This window comes from Lederbergia citri (genome assembly GCF_018343625.1).
GTDB lineage: Bacteria > Bacillota > Bacilli > Bacillales > Bacillaceae_C > Lederbergia > Lederbergia citri.
This window is the reverse complement of the sequence record NZ_JAGYPG010000005.1, coordinates 132,989-151,343: the sequence shown is the minus strand read 5'-3', so window position 1 is coordinate 151,343 and position 18,355 is coordinate 132,989. Positions and strand designations below refer to the sequence as shown.

At 35.3% G+C, this 18,355-nt stretch carries 14 protein-coding genes, 1 pseudogene and 1 riboswitch; of the genes and pseudogenes, 4 read left to right on the top strand and 11 right to left on the bottom strand.

Translation table 11 applies throughout. From position 1 onward, the window contains the following. Positions 1 to 26: 26 nt before the first annotated feature. Positions 27 to 644 (bottom strand): YitT family protein, encoded by a 618-nt coding sequence (locus KHA97_RS22295; RefSeq protein ID WP_213127005.1) that lies wholly within the window; start codon positions 642 to 644, stop codon positions 27 to 29. 192 nt (positions 645 to 836) lie between these two features. On the opposite strand from KHA97_RS22295, the gene KHA97_RS22290 reads away from it, so the two are divergent. Beyond that, positions 837 to 1,112, top strand: a complete 276-nt coding sequence (locus tag KHA97_RS22290; RefSeq protein WP_213127004.1) for a DUF2619 domain-containing protein — start codon at positions 837 to 839, stop codon at positions 1,110 to 1,112. Here KHA97_RS22290 and KHA97_RS22285 read toward each other — a convergent pair. After that, positions 1,099 to 1,776, bottom strand: coding sequence for a DNA alkylation repair protein (locus KHA97_RS22285; RefSeq protein ID WP_267912471.1), 678 nt, complete (start codon positions 1,774 to 1,776; stop codon positions 1,099 to 1,101). The two genes, KHA97_RS22290 and KHA97_RS22285, sit on opposite strands and share 14 nt — an antisense overlap. A gap of 125 nt (positions 1,777 to 1,901) precedes the next feature. Here KHA97_RS22285 and KHA97_RS22280 point away from each other — a divergent pair, with 125 nt between their 5' ends. Together KHA97_RS22280 and serC are read left to right on the top strand one after the other, a co-directional pair. Continuing rightward, the gene (locus KHA97_RS22280; protein ID WP_213127002.1) at positions 1,902 to 3,248 is read left to right on the top strand and encodes a TrkH family potassium uptake protein; all 1,347 of its coding nucleotides are present in this window, start codon (positions 1,902 to 1,904) and stop codon (positions 3,246 to 3,248) included. Between the two features lie 342 nt (positions 3,249 to 3,590). Then, a complete protein-coding gene (serC, locus tag KHA97_RS22275; protein WP_213127059.1) occupies positions 3,591 to 4,721 on the top strand; it encodes a 3-phosphoserine/phosphohydroxythreonine transaminase in 1,131 nt (376 codons plus the stop codon). A gap of 48 nt (positions 4,722 to 4,769) precedes the next feature. Here the strand turns inward: serC and KHA97_RS22270 are convergent, their stop codons facing one another. The 4 genes from KHA97_RS22270 to KHA97_RS22255 form a co-directional block, all read right to left on the bottom strand. After that, entirely contained in the window at positions 4,770 to 6,032 is a 1,263-nt protein-coding gene (locus KHA97_RS22270) for a mechanosensitive ion channel family protein (protein WP_407658061.1), read from the bottom strand. Positions 6,033 to 6,148: 116 nt separating this feature from the next. Continuing rightward, the gene (locus KHA97_RS22265; RefSeq protein ID WP_213127001.1) at positions 6,149 to 7,633 is read right to left on the bottom strand and encodes an amidase; all 1,485 of its coding nucleotides are present in this window, start codon (positions 7,631 to 7,633) and stop codon (positions 6,149 to 6,151) included. 277 nt (positions 7,634 to 7,910) lie between these two features. Beyond that, complete coding sequence (locus KHA97_RS22260; RefSeq protein WP_213127000.1) at positions 7,911 to 8,306, bottom strand: VOC family protein; 396 nt, start codon at positions 8,304 to 8,306, stop codon at positions 7,911 to 7,913. A gap of 226 nt (positions 8,307 to 8,532) precedes the next feature. After that, positions 8,533 to 9,498, bottom strand: a complete 966-nt coding sequence (locus tag KHA97_RS22255; RefSeq protein ID WP_213126999.1) for a DMT family transporter — start codon at positions 9,496 to 9,498, stop codon at positions 8,533 to 8,535. 139 nt (positions 9,499 to 9,637) lie between these two features. Between KHA97_RS22255 and KHA97_RS22250 the strand changes: the two genes are divergently transcribed. Then, positions 9,638 to 10,510, top strand: a complete 873-nt coding sequence (locus tag KHA97_RS22250; RefSeq protein ID WP_213126998.1) for a LysR family transcriptional regulator — start codon at positions 9,638 to 9,640, stop codon at positions 10,508 to 10,510. A gap of 107 nt (positions 10,511 to 10,617) precedes the next feature. Here KHA97_RS22250 and KHA97_RS22245 read toward each other — a convergent pair whose 3' ends face one another. The 5 genes and pseudogenes from KHA97_RS22245 to KHA97_RS22225 form a co-directional block, all read right to left on the bottom strand. Beyond that, complete coding sequence (locus KHA97_RS22245; protein WP_213126997.1) at positions 10,618 to 11,877, bottom strand: cation:dicarboxylate symporter family transporter; 1,260 nt, start codon at positions 11,875 to 11,877, stop codon at positions 10,618 to 10,620. Between the two features lie 129 nt (positions 11,878 to 12,006). After that, a riboswitch (cyclic di-AMP (ydaO/yuaA leader) is annotated at positions 12,007 to 12,159 on the bottom strand. Between the two features lie 507 nt (positions 12,160 to 12,666). Next, positions 12,667 to 13,048: pseudogene (locus KHA97_RS22240) on the bottom strand (zinc-binding dehydrogenase); the annotation flags it as partial. A gap of 376 nt (positions 13,049 to 13,424) precedes the next feature. Further along, positions 13,425 to 16,292 carry an ATP-binding protein gene (locus KHA97_RS22235; RefSeq protein ID WP_213126996.1) on the bottom strand — a complete coding sequence of 956 codons (2,868 nt, stop codon included), beginning with the start codon at positions 16,290 to 16,292 and terminating at the stop codon, positions 13,425 to 13,427. After that, entirely contained in the window at positions 16,279 to 16,656 is a 378-nt protein-coding gene (locus KHA97_RS22230) for a response regulator transcription factor (protein ID WP_213126995.1), read from the bottom strand. The genes KHA97_RS22235 and KHA97_RS22230 overlap by 14 nt, the downstream gene beginning before the upstream one ends. 18 nt (positions 16,657 to 16,674) lie before the next feature. Further along, complete coding sequence (locus tag KHA97_RS22225) at positions 16,675 to 18,291, bottom strand: diguanylate cyclase (protein WP_213126994.1); 1,617 nt, start codon at positions 18,289 to 18,291, stop codon at positions 16,675 to 16,677. Between the last annotated feature and the right edge of the window lie 64 nt (positions 18,292 to 18,355).

Here is an 18,355-nt window from a genome sequence, read left to right as displayed (position 1 = left end):
TATGGGAAGATTCTTAACGGATCTTCTCATTTTTTTCGCCAGGAAGGGGTTAAAAGCGCCAACCTATGTATGTTTAACTCGTAAATATAGTCAATAATACGAGTGGAAAGAAACTGGCAAATGACAGCGTATACGACAATTTTATAATCGATAACAAGCGATGTTAATAAAAAAATCAATAAATTGATCGCCATCATCACTTTACCAGGGCTCCAATTTTTATACTTTGCGATCATCAACGCAGGAATGACCATCCCTCCACTCGACGAACCAACCCGAATCAATATTCCAACCCCAATTCCGAAAAATAGGCTCCCTGCCAAAATATCTAAAATGATATGTATATGAGGAAACGGAATTTGAGAAGCTAAAAAGCTAACCGTCGTCGAGGTCGTTGCAACAGAAATAATCGTGCGAAACGTCCATGAGGAGCCGAAATATTGATAGGCAAACAGTAAAAAAACGGCATTTGCAAGCCATAAAGAAAAACCAAGCTGGAAGCCAAACCAATGATTCACAAGCAGTGCCAAACCTGCCGCACCACCTGAGGGAATCGAATGAGGAAATAAAAAAAAGGACATAGAAATCCCTTGCAAGAATGCGCCAAAAAACAAAAAGATATAGGATAGGATGATCTTTTTCATTATCCGAAAATCACTTCTATCTCCTCCCGCGGACAACCTCTCTTGTCCATTTTATGAAGAGAAAAAATGATTATGTAGAAACCTCTTTATAGACAGAAAAAAATTCTTTATTTTCAAGCACTCACAATTTCCAGTGATTATATGGACAAGTAATTCATATAATGAAACGAGTATAACCACGGGAGGATACGAATGATTACTTTATTGGAAAAAGCCGTCATCGGGATGGCGCTACTTCGCTTATTATCCGGAAGTGTAGAAATATTCGCCGCCTTTCTAATGATTAAGTATAATGACGTAGAAAAAGCATTAATCATTAATAGTTCGCTCGCATTAATCGGACCGACTATTCTTATTATAACAACCACTATTGGTCTCATTGGACTTGCCGATAAAATTGCGTTTGGAAAATTTGTTTGGATTTTTCTTGGAGTTGCGTTTATTATTTATGGCGTTAAGAGTAGTTAACTATATATTTTAACCCTTCTCTTTTTGCTAAGTTTGATAATTCGTTAACCTCGATAAATTGAGCAACAGCTTCGGGATTTGTTTTTGAATACTCTCTTAATGACCAGCCAATCGCTTTTTGGATAAAGAATTCATTAATGTGAGAAGTACGCTGAATAATTGAAAATAGCAACTGCTCATCAGTTTTGTTTTTATATTTTAACTGAAATAAAATCATTGTTCTTTGCAACCATATATTATCTGAACTTATCCATTTTTCTCCATACGTTTTGATTAAATTAGGATGTTTTAAAAATAATTCTCCTACCAAATGACTTGCAATTAAATCAACTGTATCCCACCACGACTTTGTTATAATTGTATATTCCAATAAATCAATATCTGTTTCCAGCAGGTATTTTTTCTTTTTAATCAAATAATCCAACGCTACATATTGATATTCTCTTTCAGGTTTATCCCATAGTTCCTTTATAAAAGCGGTTAAAGATTCATGAGGAACCAAGCCCACATTTTTTAACCAATCTGCAGTGATTGCCTTCCTTTCAGGTGATCGGATCCCAAGGAAAGGAAATAAGTTCTTCATATATTGCTCCATGGATATTGCATTTTCGGGATTACGTTTTAACTCATATATCTCACTTAAATTAGCAATAGTATTTTCCAATGTCATTTCACTCCCTATGAAATTTAGCAGATAAATTATTTTTAATTGTATAAAATAGCACTTTAAATTACACCTATTATTCATTATGATAAGGTATATTAAAAATTTGAAGGGATCTGTCATCCATGTGGGGGAAATTTCGCAGCTGGTTAGAAAATCTCGCACCTGCCCATGTTATTGCAGGATATTACTTACTCGCTGTATTAATATCCATTCTATTATTCAGCATCCCTGCAGTCTATAGGCCTGGAGTCAACCTCAGTATGATGGATATCATCTTTATGGCTGTCAGCGTAGTTAGTGATACAGGCATGGCTGTATTTAATATTGCGGAAACATTTAGTGTTTTCGGGTATTTTGTTATTATCATCATTTTACAATTTGCTGGAATTGGCATTATGGCTATCAGTACGTTTTTCTGGATGGTTTTTAGGAGAAAAATTGGGTTGCGAGATCGCCGATTAATCATGGTTGATAATAATCAATACGCTCTATCTGGACTCGTAAAATTGATTAAAGAAATCCTTCAAATTATTATCCTGATTGAAATAACTGGGGCAATTGTATTTGGCATTCACTTTTTAAGATATTTCCCGACTTGGCAGGAGGCATTTGTACAAGGTTTGTTTGCATCTGTCAGTGCAACGACTAACGCTGGAATGGATATTACGGGCGAATCTCTTGTTCCATTCGCTGGTGATTATTTCGTGCAAGTGGTAACAATGATTCTAATTATTTCGGGTGCAATTGGATTTCCTGTATTAATAGAAGTGAAAGATTTTGCGTTAGGAAGAAAAAAGAACTTTTCATTGTTTGCAAAATTAACAACTTCTACATATGGAATCCTTCTTGTAATTGGAACCCTCCTATTTTACCTAATGGAATTTCAGCATTATTTTAAGGATCTTACATGGCATAAAGGCTTTTTCTATGCTTTATTCCAAGCAACCACAGCGAGAAGTGCTGGTCTTACAACCATGGATATGAACGATTTTTCTTTATCTTCACTATTGGTTATGAGCCTTCTCATGTTTATTGGTGGATCTCCAAATTCCGTTGGTGGTGGGATTAGAACGACAACTTTTGCTTTAAATGTTTTATTTCTATATAACTTTGCAAGAGGAAATCGTTATATCAAAATTTTTAAACGGGAGATTCATCAAGATGATATGATGAAATCAATTGCCTTTACGACACTAGCCTTGATCATGTGTTTTATCTCAATTGTAGCAATCAGTATTTCTGATCCGCAGCATCAACTTATTGAGATTATTGTTGAAGTTTGCTCTGCATTTGGTACAGTTGGAATATCTTTAGGAATTACCCCCGATCTAAGCATATTTGCGAAATGCATATTGATGTTCTTAATGTTCGTCGGAAGAATCGGTCTAACCTCTTTCTTTTTTATAATAGGCGGTAAGAAAAAGAAGGAAAATTACCGATATCCAGAAGAAAGAGTTATTATTGGATAGAAGTTTATTTCAAAATAATCAGGCTTTTGAATCGCGGGTTGAGATTTAAGTAATTGTAACCAATCGCTTTTGTATCCGAATCGAAATCATAAATCAGGTGTTTCTCACTTTTCAGTCCCGATTAAACCGGATTCGAGACGGAAATCAAGTATTTCTCACTTTTCTGTCCCGATTGAACCGGAATCGAGACGGAAATCAGGTATTTCTCACTTTTCAGGCGCGATTGACCTTGATTCGAGACTGAAACCAGGTATTTCTCACTTTTCTGTCCCGATTGAACCGGAATCGAGACTGAAATCAGGTATTTCTTTCATTTCAGTCCCGATTGAATCTAAAACACAAATGAAAAATATAAATAATAACATTGGAGTGAGTATTGTGAAACAAACCATTCAACCTGTATACAATTTTAACGCTGGTCCTTCGGCATTACCTTCTGCGGTTCTTGAAAAAGCTCAACAAGAATTGCTTAATTTCCGTGGTACAGGTATGTCCGTCATGGAATTAAGCCATCGTAGTGCTGCATATGAGGAAGTACATAATAACGCGATTTCTCGCTTGAAAACTCTTTTTTCCATTCCTGATAATTACGAAGTTCTCTTCCTTCAAGGTGGAGCAAGTCTTCAATTTTCAATGATTCCTATGAACTTTTTACAAAAAGGTCAAAAAGCTGCTTATGTGAATACAGGCGTATGGGCAGAAAAAGCATTCGCTGAGGCAAAGCTGTTTGGCGATCCTTACGAGGCAGCTAGCAGTAAAGAGAGTAACCACCGTTTCATCCCCAATCTACATGACCTGAAAATTAATCAAGACGATGAGTATGTTCATATAACTTCTAACAACACCATTTATGGTACCCAATGGAAGGATTTCCCTAACACAGGTGAGGTTCCTTTAATTGCGGATATGTCGAGTGACATCATGTCTAGGCCAGTAGACGTTAGCAAATTTGCTCTTATTTATGCAGGAGCGCAAAAAAATCTCGGACCTTCTGGGGTAACGGTCGTCATTATTCGTAAAGACATGATTGAAAAAGCGAATCCGAATCTCCCGACAATGCTGAAATATAGCACCCATTCTAAAAATAATTCGTTATTTAATACCCCTCCTACTTTTGGCATTTATATGCTTGGTGAAGTATTAGGATGGATTGAGGAAAAAGGCGGATTAGAATCATTAGCAAAACAAAATGAAGAAAAAGCGCACCTTATTTATGACGCGATTGATGAAAGCAATGGTTTTTATATAGGGCATGCTAAACCCGAAAGCCGTTCCCTTATGAATATTACTTTCAGACTTGCTGATCAGGATTTGGAGAAGAAGTTTTTAGAGGAAGCTAAAGAAGCAGGATTTGTAGGAGTAAACGGTTACCGTACTGTCGGAGGCTGCCGTGCGTCAACGTATAATTCCGTTCCAGTAGAAGCTTGCATGGCATTAAGAGATTTTATGATTCAATTTCAGAAAAACAACTAACTAAAAAAAGAGGAAGCTACCAAGTTCAATAGTAGCTTCCTTTTTGCATCAAGATGTACCATCACCTTTTACATATAATCTTTCATCCATCATATTTCTTAAGTCATTCCCAGTTGGATTTTGGTAAACTCTGAGTCCAAACTCTGGAGCAACCGCAAATAAATGATCAAAAATATCCGATTGTACTGATTCGTACACGGCCCATCTGACATCATTCGAAAATGCATAAATTTCTATTGGCAAGCCATGTTCAGTTGGTTCCAGTTGTCTAACCATTTGTGTCATTTCCTGGTTGATTCCAGAGTGATTCTTTAAGTAATTGGTGATATAGGCCCTAAAAACACCGATATTCGTCATGGCCCGCCCGTTTACCTTATTATTACGATTCACTTCATTTTTCGCATTATATTCTTCGATTTCTCTTTCCTTATTATCAATATAATCCCTAAGATAATGGATGTTTTTAAACTTCTCAATCATGTCCTCGGTGCAAAAGATAATACTATTTGTATCGATAAAAATAGGACGCTTCATCCTTCGTCCACCGGAATTTTGCATACCTCTCCAGTTTATAAAAGAATCAGATATAAGGGCATAGCTAGGTACTGTCGTTATCGTTTTATCAAAGTTTTGAACCTTTACGGTGTTTAAAGAAATTTCAATGATGTCTCCATCCGCACCGTATTTAGGCATCTCAATCCAGTCACCAACGCGAACCATATCATTCGACGTCAACTGAATGCCAGCTACAAGACCTAATAATGAATCTTTAAAAATTAACATGAGGACAGCTGATAATGCACCAATACCACTTAAAAGAATAGCAGGACTCTTCCCAATTAAGTTGGCAATAATGATGATTCCAGCGATAATTACAACAACAATTTTTACGACCTGAATATATCCTTTTATCGGTTTAACCTTCGATATTTCATAAGTTCTATAAATATCATCTACAGCATTTAAAAAGCTATCCAAAACCATCAGTCCGACAATAATGATATATGTAATGGCTCCCTTTATTATCCAACTTTGATAACTCGGAAAGGTCGTAGAAAAGTGATAAATAATGAGGGCAGGAACAATATGGGATAACTTACGAAAAATCTTCCTTTCCAATATAATATTGCCCCATTTGAAGTGTGTCTTCGTTACATAATGATTGATAATCCTAATAACTATGCTTTTCGTAATAAAATTAGCTAGAATACAAAGAATCGCGATAATAAGGATTTGGATAAAAACAGAAAGATATTTGGCTATTTCCGCATTCATTCCATATTCAACAAGCAGTTTGTAAATTGATTCCACGTTTTCCACCTTCAATACATGTAATACCTGTATTTAAGCTTAACATACGAAATCGGTCGTTACACTTATCTTTACTTTTACAAAAAAATATCAAAAATGTGTCATCTAATGAAAGATTAATAGATTGGATTTTCTTTTACATTAATCCAGGACTCAGTGTTCTCAAGCTGACCTGCTAGTTGTAACAGGAGGTCTTCGCGTCCACGTCTTGCCATCACTTGAATACCGCACGGAAGACCATCCTTTGTAATATGCATAGGAAGAGTCATGGCTGGTTGGCCCGTTAAATTTGCAAGTTGGGTAAAAGGAGTCTTCTCAAGGCTTTTGTTTGCCAGTTGATCAACAAAGCCGGATTTTTTCAAAATACCCCCTAATCTTAGACCTCCAACTATTCGAATGAGCATTTTTTCAAATGGCGTTTGATCAAGCTCACCAATCCTTAAAGGAGGATTAGCAGTTGTCGGTGTAATGTAAAGGTCATAGGTGTCATGAAAGCTTTCCATTTGGATTGCCGCCTTATCCCAAAATGTTAAACTTGTTAAAAGTTCTTCCGCAGACACGGCTTTGCCAAGTAACCCAAGAATCCATGTCGCTGGCTCTACATCCTTAAACTCGACTTTTCGTCCAAGTACATCCTCAAGAGCAGTCAAAGTTGAAGCAACTTCTGCAAAATACAACATCATATAGCTGCTAGCTAACTTTTTACCATCAATTGGTGCTTCTTTTTCTATAATATGATGTCCCATACTTTCTAGAAGCTTCATTGTTTTATGCACGGCTTCCTTACACTCGTGATCAACTTTCGTGCCGATTGGAGAATTTGTTGTAAACGCAATTTTTAATGGACTAGAAATAGGGGTCTCAGATGCAGTAAGATAAGACCCATTAAAAGGAGGAGCAATAAAAGCAGACGCTCGATCGTATCGATACTGGTCAAGCATCGCCGCACTGTCCCTAACGGATCGACTTAAAATATGATCAACTGAAGCCCCTTGCCATACCCGCCCTCGGTTAGGACCAATTGGTGTACGACCACGAGTTGGTTTTAATCCAAATAATCCACAAAAAGCAGCTGGAATTCGAATGGAACCACCGCCATCATTTGCACCTGCGATTGGAACCATCCCCGATGCAACCGCGGCAGCAGAGCCCCCACTTGATCCTCCAGGGGTATAATCAGTGTTCCAAGGATTTCGGGAAGGACCATAATAAGCTGGTTCAGTTACCCCCATTAATGCAAATTCCGGAACGTTCGTTTGACCAATGATGCTGACACCGGCATCTCTTATTTGACGAACGAATTCACTATCATGATCAGCAATAAAGTTTGCCAGCACCTTCGAGCCGCTCGATATCGGATGGCCTTTTAATTCTTGAGAAATATCTTTTGTTAACACTGGAACGCCTGCAAAAATTCCTTGTGATTGAACGAAATCTCCTTCTTGCGGGTGATCATATATTTTATTAATTACCGCATTAAGCTTCCCGTTTTTTTGCTCAATTTCTCGGATGGCCATCTCGCGCACTTCTTCGGGTTTAACCTCTCTTTTTTGAATTAATTCAGCTAACCCTAGTCCGTCGAATTGCTTGTAATCTTTCATTATATCTTCACCTCCATTTAGTAACGAGTCCATACATACAATTATTGCAGTAATAAAGAGCCTTTCGCGCAATATAAGTTTAAAGCTTAAATTGGCGAAAGGTTCAGGAATATATATATTACCACGACATTTCCGAATATCGTTTTATACCCTATAGGACTCCTGAATTGAAAAAAGGTATTTTCTTATTAAAGGAAAATACCTGATTGTAGTAAGCTAAAGTTTATCTATTTACATTAACTTTATTGACATTACCTATTTACATAATAAAAAAATACTATTTGGCGTTCTCATCTGGTTGATGGATCCCAAATATATTCCCTTCCGAATCAACATAATAACCCTGCCATGCCATTCCAGGCAGAGCATGTTTTGGCTTGGCTACCTTGCCACCATTTTTAAGAATTTTGGCTTCTGTAGAATCGTAATCTCCTACTCTCATTGTACATGCATAACCATTTAAACCCTGGCCAGATGCTGGAGGTGCACTTTGACGTTGCATCAACGCCCCGTTAATTCCAGGCTCATTTGCATCGCCAGTTACTGCTCCAAAATAAGGCATTCCTGCATAATCGCTCCAATCTTCAAATGACCATCCAAATACCTCTCCATAAAACTTCTTTGCTCGTTCCATATCATCCACATGAATTTCAAAATGAATTAATCTTCCCACGATACCCTCCTAATTTTATTAAAAATTTTTATTTCCCGACTAGTATTTTATATTCTACCTATTTTTATGGTTTCCTTCTGATATTGATATAAATATGAAATGTTATTCAATATGACAATATTACATGAAACTGAGGATACATTTGCCCATGGAGCAGAAAAAGCGTTTAGTATAAAAAACGTCTTCTTCCTACAATGTCAATTGTAAGAACAAGACGTTTCGTTAGTTAAGATATCCGTTCATGCAAATTTGTTCGAATAAACTGCTTGTTTTCTTTCTTTTGCAACCTCAGAAAAATATTATTAGCCAAAAGTGAAATAACGATTAAAACAGTGCCTAGTATATCAAACATCGTTACATCATAGCCTTGATAAATCGAGATTAAGAGTGTGGTAACAGGAACAAAGTTAATGAATAAAAGTGCATTTATAGGTGATAAAATGCTTACACCAATATTCCATCCGAGCAGTGCAATGAGACCGGGAAATATTATCATAAATAGTAAATGTGGACTTGTTGTTATGATAACTTCCTCTGTTGGGAAAGATACATATCCAATCAGTGTCGCTCCTGCTACAATCACAATGGCTGTTATCGTTCCAAGCAAACAGCTTAACGTTGAATACCGCAAAACGGACCAACCGCTAAACTTGCTCCCACCCATTGTGTAAATAACCCATCCAATAACTGCAATAAATATAAGAATGGAAGGAATAAAATCATCCGTCGCACTTAGAAATGCTTTAATATCACCTTTTGTAATTACAGACATTGCACCGATCAATGACACAATTACACATGTTAATGTAAATAAATGTGGACGTTTATTAAAAATCATCCATAATATCACAATGGAAATCATCGGCATTAAGGACTCCATAATGGAAGCCACCATTACACCTGATTCACCCAATAAATCTTCTCCCCAGAAAATAAATAGATTATAAACAGTAAATGCCATTGTACCAAAGAACCATAATTTCAAACCTTTACCGTCTAATCGAAAAGCTTGTTTTCCTTCTTTCCAGTAGAGTAACGCTACTAAAATGATTGTAACAGCACCATAACGGATGATTGTAAAATAAAAAGGATCAATCTGTTTAAAAGCTGAATGTGCAACAGGAAACATTGCTCCCCATGAAACTGCAGCAATAAAACACAAAACAGCTCCCCATAATACATTACTTCTCAATTTTTATCTGCCTCCCTGAATCATTACCAGATTCATTATCTACCTTTTTTGATATCTTTTAAAACGAATAATAGTGATGATTTATCATCACTTTTCGTGATACCATATGAATTAAGGAATAATTAAAGGGGGCTGAATAGTGGAATTTAAAGATTTAGAGATTTTTCAGTTGGTTGCACATAAAGGTACCATTACAGAAGCAGCAAAAGAGTTGAATTACGTGCAATCAAATATTACATCTAGAATTCGTAAGTTAGAAGTTGAAATGAATACTCCGTTGTTTAATCGACATAGACGAGGTATGAGCTTAACACCAGAGGGAAAAAAACTATTAGCCTATAGTAAAAAAATATTATTATTAACAGAAGAAATGAAAAATGCAGTTCAAACTAATAATGAACCCTCTGGAAAATTAGAAATAGGTACAATAGAATCCGTCATTCATTTACCAACAATTTTGTCTAGCTATATTAAAAAATATAAAAATGTCGATCTGTCTGTATTTACCGGAGTTACTAAAAACTTAGTGGAGGAAGTATTACATCATAAATTGGATGGTGCTTTCATTACAGAATCAGATTTACATCCCGACCTTGTGTCTCATGAAGTGTTGCAAGAGGAGCTCGTATTAATTTCTGATACTCGTGTTTCCACTCTAGAAGAGTTAAAAGAAGAATCTATTTTATGTTTCAACAAAGGTTGTGGATACCGCGCACGTCTCGCACAATGGTATAAAGATCAAAACATTACCCCCAAAAAAATAATGGAATTCGGTACATTAGAAACCATCTTGCGCAGTGTTGTTATGGGACTTGGCATTGCTTTCGTTCCAAAGTCAGAAGTTAAACAATTGGAAAAGGATGGACTCATTCAATTTCATAAGCTTCCAGAGCAATATAGTAAGATAAAAACTGTTTTTATAAGAAGAGCCGATACTTACTTAACACCAACCATTGAAAAATTCATCGAAACAATTGAAATCAATAAACAGAAGAATTATTTTTATGAATAAATGAGATAACAAAACAGACTTTCAACATTAAACGTTGAAAGTCTGTTTTGACAGCTTTACACGCTGTCTGTTACTGTCGGTGAATTAGACACCATATTGTTTTTTAATTAAGCTTCTTGAATGGTTTCAGCTTCAAAAGGAGGGTTAAATTGATTTTCCCATTTAGCAACAACGATCGCTGCTAATGAATTTCCTACCACATTAACCGCAGTACGTCCCATATCTAAAATACGGTCAATACCAGCAATAAATGCTAATCCTTCAGGAGGTAAACCAATTGTACTAAATGTCGCTAATAAAACCACAAAGGAGACACCAGGTACTCCTGCCATACCTTTAGATGTTACCATTAAGACTAACATTAGTGTAATTTGTTGTATTATGCTTAGGTCAATTCCATACATTTGGGCAATAAATAGGGATGCTATTGCTTGATATAAAACAGAACCATCCAAATTAAAGGAGTAACCTGTTGGAATAACAAAAGTGGCAATGTGTTTGGGAGTTCCGGCTCGTTCCATCTTGTCCATAATTTTTGGAAGTACGGTCTCTGAACTTGATGTTGAAAAAGCCAAAATTAACTCTTCTTTAATCATCTTCAGTAATTTAAAAATACTGATTCCAACAAACTTAGCCATCAAACCTAAAATTATGATTACAAAGAAAATCATGGTTCCATATACTGTAAAGGCTAACTTACCTAATGGGATAAGTGAGTTGAAACCATATTTAGAAATTGTTACTCCGATTAATGCAAAGACACCGATTGGAGCGTACTTCATAAATAAGTTCGTAACATAAAACATGGTATTCGCCGTACCTTCGAAGAAACGCAAAACCGGTTTTCCTTTTTCTCCAATGGCTGCAATTCCAAGACCAAATACAACGGCAAAGAAAATAATCGCAAGCATATCGCCTTCAACCATGGCTTGAATAGGATTTGTTGGAACAATATGAAGTAGGGTGTCGGCAATTGATTTTCCTTCTTGTTCCTCTGAAGTGTGTACATAACCTGAAATGTCACTTTTCTCAAGCTTGTCCATATTTAATCCAGCACCAGGCTGAAATATATTGGCTGCAATAAGGCCAACAGCAATGGCAACCAATGTCATACCAATAAAATAGGTAAGTGATTTAGCACCTAACTTACCAACAGATCTTATATCACCAACACCAGCTATAGCAACGATAATACTAGAAAGTACAATTGGCACTACAATCATTTTAATTAATCGGATAAAAAGATCACCAAATGGCTGTAAGACACTCTGTGCAGTTTCACTTCCATAGAAGATCCCACCGACAATAATACCTAATATAAGACCGATAAAAATTTGATTTGCTAAACTTAATTTAAACCTTTTCATTATTTACCCCACCTTCTTGATGATTGTTAATATATTGCTCAGGTAAGGGAAACAAGTAATATGAATGAAACTATTAATTGATTTAACACAAAAAAAAAAGCTCGTACCGACTAACTTAATACTTTCATTCTGTTTCCACTAAAACGCTGACGAGGTTAGCTTTCAGGTTAGGACTAAGGGAAACTAAGAGCCCCTTCTTTTAAGAATTCACCTATAACGGAAACATCCGCATAAATAATTTGGGTCCCCCGCTCTTAAAATAAGATTAAGCGAAATATTATCTTAGTAAATATTATCATTAAATTACTATATCAGTAAATAATTGATTATTTCCAGTTTACTTTGAAATTAGCTTTAAAAATATCCCTACCGCTCTCAAATTAACTATCAAATAACTTGTTTATAGCTATTTTATCCGCTTCTAATGGGCCTTTCTTATATTATTTTTGATTCCATCAGCGATAATTTTGTAATCAATGTAACTAAAAAATAATATTCTAGTAAAATAATTTTCGTCTCGTTTTTTATAAAAATCGTTTTTTTATAGACCCAAAAAAAGACAGGTGCTTTATCCTGTATCATCTAGTTATTAAAAAGTATTATACCTTTACTAAAATTCCCGTCCCCGATATTATCATCTTGTACCTCGACAAAAACTTAAACTAATTTCTTGTGGTAGCGCCAATTTGATTCATATCTAGTTTCGCTATTACAATAATACTCTAGTATCGATTCTTCTTGTTCTAACAACCTATCCTTCACTTTTTCTCACTCTGATCATTTTTCTTTTGTTTTTTTCCCAACCATGCCAACACAATCAATGACAACATCAGCCCCGCCTTTTGTAATCTCATGTAAATAGGCTCCGGCATTTTCATAATCCTCAAAGTTAATGATTTCCACATGATGCGATTGTTTTGCATGTTCCAAACGGTATCCGATATAATCGACGGCAGTAACCCATTTCGCCCCTTTTAACCATGCAAGCTTTTGTGCTAATAATTCCACTGGTCCACAACCAAGAATGATAACCGTATACCCTTCTTTCATCCCAGAATTATTTATACTCCAGTATGCCGTTGCCCCAGCCTTAGAAAAGTAATACTAAGTTATCATCATCTACTTCACTCTCTTCCGGAATCTTAAAAGGGGTAAAGTTACCATATGGTACAACATTAATGAAGCAAGATATAATGAATATACGTTCCTTATATAACTTACGTAATATACAGGATTTTTAAAACGCTCTTAATATTTATATTATGTAAAAAATAAGAGGATATATGCTCATATATTGAACATACTATCCTCTTATTAGTTTAATCTATTTAAATGTATCAACATTTTTAAGTGTTTCATCGTTTCTAAAATGAATTTAATTTTTTCTTGAATACCGGTGGTCGGAGTCGAAATAACGGTCAAAGTATTGATTTAATAAGTTATTGCAGAGCCAATGTGTAAAATTTGTGTAAAAATAATTCATATCTTAGAAGAAAGGAATAAAATTCTTCCTTTCTTCTTTTATAGTTCATTACATTATTCTATGTCTAGTTGTCTTGATGTGGCAACAAAATCTGGCCGTTCCTTTCATTGCTTAATAGTGTATGCATTATTAGTTTGGAAAGCTGGCTAGGTTGGTAAGGCTTGATTAGGTAATCTTGTGCTCCAAGAGAGAAGCCTTGCTCCTTATCATCAACTGCGGTTGAAACGAAAATGGGAATATCTTTGAGTTCTTCGCTAGCTTTCATTTCCTTCATAATTGTCCAACCATCCATTCCATCATCAAGCATAATATCCAGAACAACGGCATCAGGTGGTTCTATTTTCATTTTTTCTAATGCCTTGATCCCGTTATTATGGTAGATAACGTTAAGCCCACTATCTTGTAACTCATGGCTTAAAAGTTCGGCAAGACTTAAATCATCCTCTACGACCATGATCTTGTACCTAAGCATGGATGCCGCTCCATAATCATTTTGTTTATTGACTTTCATCATTACATGCGGAAAGTGAGTGGTAAAGGTGCTGCTTTTTCCATACTCAGAGCTCACCGTAATCACACCGCCGTGGGCCTTGACAATTTCTTGGACAATAGCAAGTCCAAGACCAGTTCCCCCAATCCTTCTTCGATCAGAATTGTCGACTCTATAAAATTGTTGGAATAAATGAGGTATAGCATCTTCAGGGATGCCAAGCCCCTCATCTTTAACATCAATAGAAATCATATCTTCGCTTCCATAAACTCGTATGAATATATTTCCTCCTTTTGGAGAATATTTGATCGCATTATTTAATAGATTTGTAAACACCTGTTCTATTTTCATCCGATCTCCTAGAATGATTGTTTCTTCCAGCTCAACTGAAAACTGAATTTTATGGGATGATGTATTAACTTTTTGAAGTTCAATTACATTTTGCAAAATAGATGTGATGTCTATAAATTTCTTCTCATACGTTTGTTTTCCTGATTCCATCCTTTGAATATCAAGAAAATCATTAATTAAGGCAGTTAATCTTTTCGCTTCATTATAAATAGTCTGTAAATATTTTGTTTTTCTTTCAGGCTTTAGTTCTTTGTTTAACAACAACTCCGTAAAACCGAGAACACTGGCTAACGGTGTTCTTAATTCATGGCTAACAGTACTAACAATTTCGGATTTCGTTTTCGCTATTTCATACTCTTTCGTAATATCACGATGCACAAGTAAAGACCCAAAGTCTTCATTACAGTCTTTTTTAAATGTTTTGCAATAAACTCTAATTACTTGTTTACCATTATTTTTCCTATAAACAAACGAATGCTCTTCAGCAGAGCTAAGATATGCTGAGTTTATTAGATTCTCCATTAATTCAATAAACTCAACTTCTTCAATTTGATCCGCCATGAAACGGCTCCATCGATCCCATGAAAGCCCCAACATCTCATCAATAGCAATCTTTTCGAATATTGATCCTAGCTGTTGGTTTACTAGTATAATTTTCCGATCTTTATCAATTAGCTGGATCCCTTCTTGAACCGTATTTAAGATATCCTGACTTAAGCGCCTGTCTTCCTCAGACTGTTCGAAAAGACTAATTTTTTCGAGATAAATAGCAATTTGTATGGCAAGTATTTCATATTCATTTATCTCTTTTTCTGTAAAAGGCACTCCGTATCGGGTGAAAACCAAAATAGCTTTTATTTCAGATGAAGAAATAACTGGCAAATAAATGTCATAACTATATTGGAGTGTTTCATGATAGCCTTTCTCCATCAGGTGCTGTTCACGTTTGACAGTGTAAGCTTTTTTCTCATTAGTTAAGCGCAGTATCAAATCACTGTTTAGATTACTAATAAATTGTTTAACCCCCGAGTCGGAAATCCCATAAGAAGCAAAAACTTCTTCATGAAGGTAAGCAATGATTCCTTTATCTGAACAAGTAATTTTACACATACTGTTAACTATACTTTGAAGCACCTCTTCTTTATTAAGAGATGAAGAAATACCCTTGATTAACTCGTTCCTTTGCACAAGCTTTTGTTCTTTTTCTGTTAATATCTCGAGAGTAGCTCTAAGTTCTTGTTGTTGCGCCTCAAGCTCATCTTGCTGTGCAATAAGTTCTTCGTTATGGGCTACCAAATCTTGTTCTTTATAATGAATACTTTCCAGCATCTTTTGAAAAGCGATTGATAAAGTACCCAATTCATCTTTTCGATTTGAATCTACATTTATTACTGTCTCTCTTCCAGCAGCTATTTCATTGGCGGAATGGGTAAACTCTGCAAGAGGCTTCCCAACACTTTTGAACATCCTCCAAAGTGTAATGAGTAATACTATCAGAAATAATATCAAAAATAGAATCAGGCTATTTTGCAAGTTTGATTGTTCTTCAGCAAATTTTGCGGCATTATTTGTAAGTTGATAATTAAGCTTATTAATGGTTGAATTCATACTTTCCAAAAATTCATTCACTCGTAAGTGGACATCATTATTAGAAAGATTAACACTAGGATCATGATGTTGTTCATAATCATTCAGAACTGTGGGAATTACTTCCGTGAAATAATAGTTTATAAAATCATCAATATTTTGATGGATAGAGCTTTCTTCTTTTGTCTTTATCAATTTACTGAACTCATTAAGCTCTTGTCTAAGTGACTTTTCTTGATCGATTGCCTCATGTAGAGTAATTGGTACCCTAATGGCTACAGAGTTAGACATGACTAAAACCTGTGAGTGAAACGGTTCGTAAATATCATTAATAATCTTCAGTTTCCCTTGAATATTCTCCCTTTTTTCAACATATTCAACCTGTGCTTGATGCTGAATATAGAATAAGGATCCAGTTCCTACAATGAAAAAGAGGGAACACATTCCAAACAAAAATAAAACTTTATTTGATAAAGATTTTTTCATAGAATTAACTATTTTCATGTAGAATCCCCACAACTAGTCCCAAGAGTTCCATTGGGCTAAATGGCTTAGCCATAAAATAATCAGCGCCTGCTTGTAAAATCCGTTCTTGTTCATACATCTGACTTTTCGCTGACAGCATCAGAATTTTTGTATACTCGTTCTTATTCTCAACGTTCCGTATTTTCTCGATAATCTCAAGCCCTGTATAAATAGGCATCATATAATCAAGTATGATCAAATCATAGTGATTGCTTTGAATTAAATCCCATGCTTCACCACCATCAATTGCTTCATCGACCGTATAATAATCCTGATCTTCTAATGTATCTACCACAAGCATACGGAGCACTTCTTCATCTTCAGCCAATAAAATTCTTTTCAAATTTTTATCATCCTTTACTTATTTCATCCGATTTAACATTCTTTCAATTCTCTCTTTGAGCTCTCTCACATAAAACGGTTTTATGACATAGTCGTCAGCCCCGAGCTTTAAAGCATGTTCTATCTCATTTTTGCTTTTTCTACCTGTAAGCATTAATACTTTATACCTGTGTGCATTGCTGCTTTGTTTTATTTTCTGAAGAACTTCTAGTCCATCCATAATCGGCATAATACCATCTAAGATTAAGAAATGATTGATATCCTCTTTGGCATGTTCGGAATTCAAAAAAGATGGACCATTCTCAAATACTTTGATGTTTAATTCTACATGCTTAATGGTTAAGGATTCTAGAATTTGAGCCAATATTGTCCGAATGATAATGTCATCATCGACAACTGAAATATTGAGAATAACCTTTTGATATACGTTATCCACCAACTGTGAACATTCAACCCTCGCTCGACCGAGGCGTTTTGCTTCATACAAAGAGCTGTCGGCCCTTTTGAAAGCTTCGTCCATCGTTACAGATTCATCCTCAACGGTAAATACTCCCGCTGAAAAGGAGACTGAAAAGTCAATGTCATTATGACTAAAGACCTTTTGCGAAAAACCTTTTATTAGTTCTTCTATCCGTCCCTTTGCTTCCTTATTGGTGGTTTTCGGAAATACGATTACAAATTCTTCTCCCCCATATCGATATATCATATCTAGAGTCCGGATATGGCTCTTAAGATACTGGGCGAATTCTTTAAGCACTTTATCCCCCATAAGATGACCGTAGGTATCGTTTATTTTCTTAAAGAAGTCAATATCAACGATACAAATCGAAAATTCTTCCTTCGAGCGATTAAAGTGTTGAAAAAAACGAGGTAAACTTTCTACCAAAAATTTCCTATTATAAACTTGAGTTAATTCATCAATAAGTACTGATTGTTCAAAAATTCTCTTTCGTTGCAAATGTCGTTCAATTTTTGCAACAAGTTCTTGAATATCAATAGGTTTGTTCAAAAAGTCGTCTGCACCCTTTTGATAAGCTTCTATTCTTGTTTGCTTATTGTTTTTGATGCTGATCATAATGGTCGGGATAAAGTGTTTTTCATTATGTTCTTGAATTTCTTGTAGTACTTGAAAACCATCTTTATGTGGTAACTGAATATCAAGGATGAGGCAATCTGGTTTCATTTCAAAATATTGTTTAACCGCCTTATCTGGGTTTGTATTAGTCACAACTATCCAGTTTTTTTCTTCTAATACATCTTTTAGAAGCATAAGTAGCGAAACATCATCATCTATGATTTGAATAAGAGGTGCATTAGTATGAAAGACAGGTTCATCAGAAATTACTGATTCATTAAAGTTTTCATGTGAATATGTAAGTTCAATTATCGGGAATAGGAAAGTCTTCAAATCCGTTATATCCCATTCCTTTTTGTATCTATCCAACTTATTTAACAGCCCGTCTGAAACCTGCATTAAATTGACAAGTTGGAGTGTTCCTGAAGTCCCTTTAATAGAGTGGAGAAACCGATAGACATCCTCAGCTAAAATGGTTTCTCCATCTTCTAAAGATAGCCATTCTGACAATTTACTTTTAATAGATTGGAATAAATGATTTATATATTTTTGAAGATCCATTAGTAACTCCTATCTTTATTAATATGAACTTTGTACTAAATAAATCTGACTTTTAAAAACAATC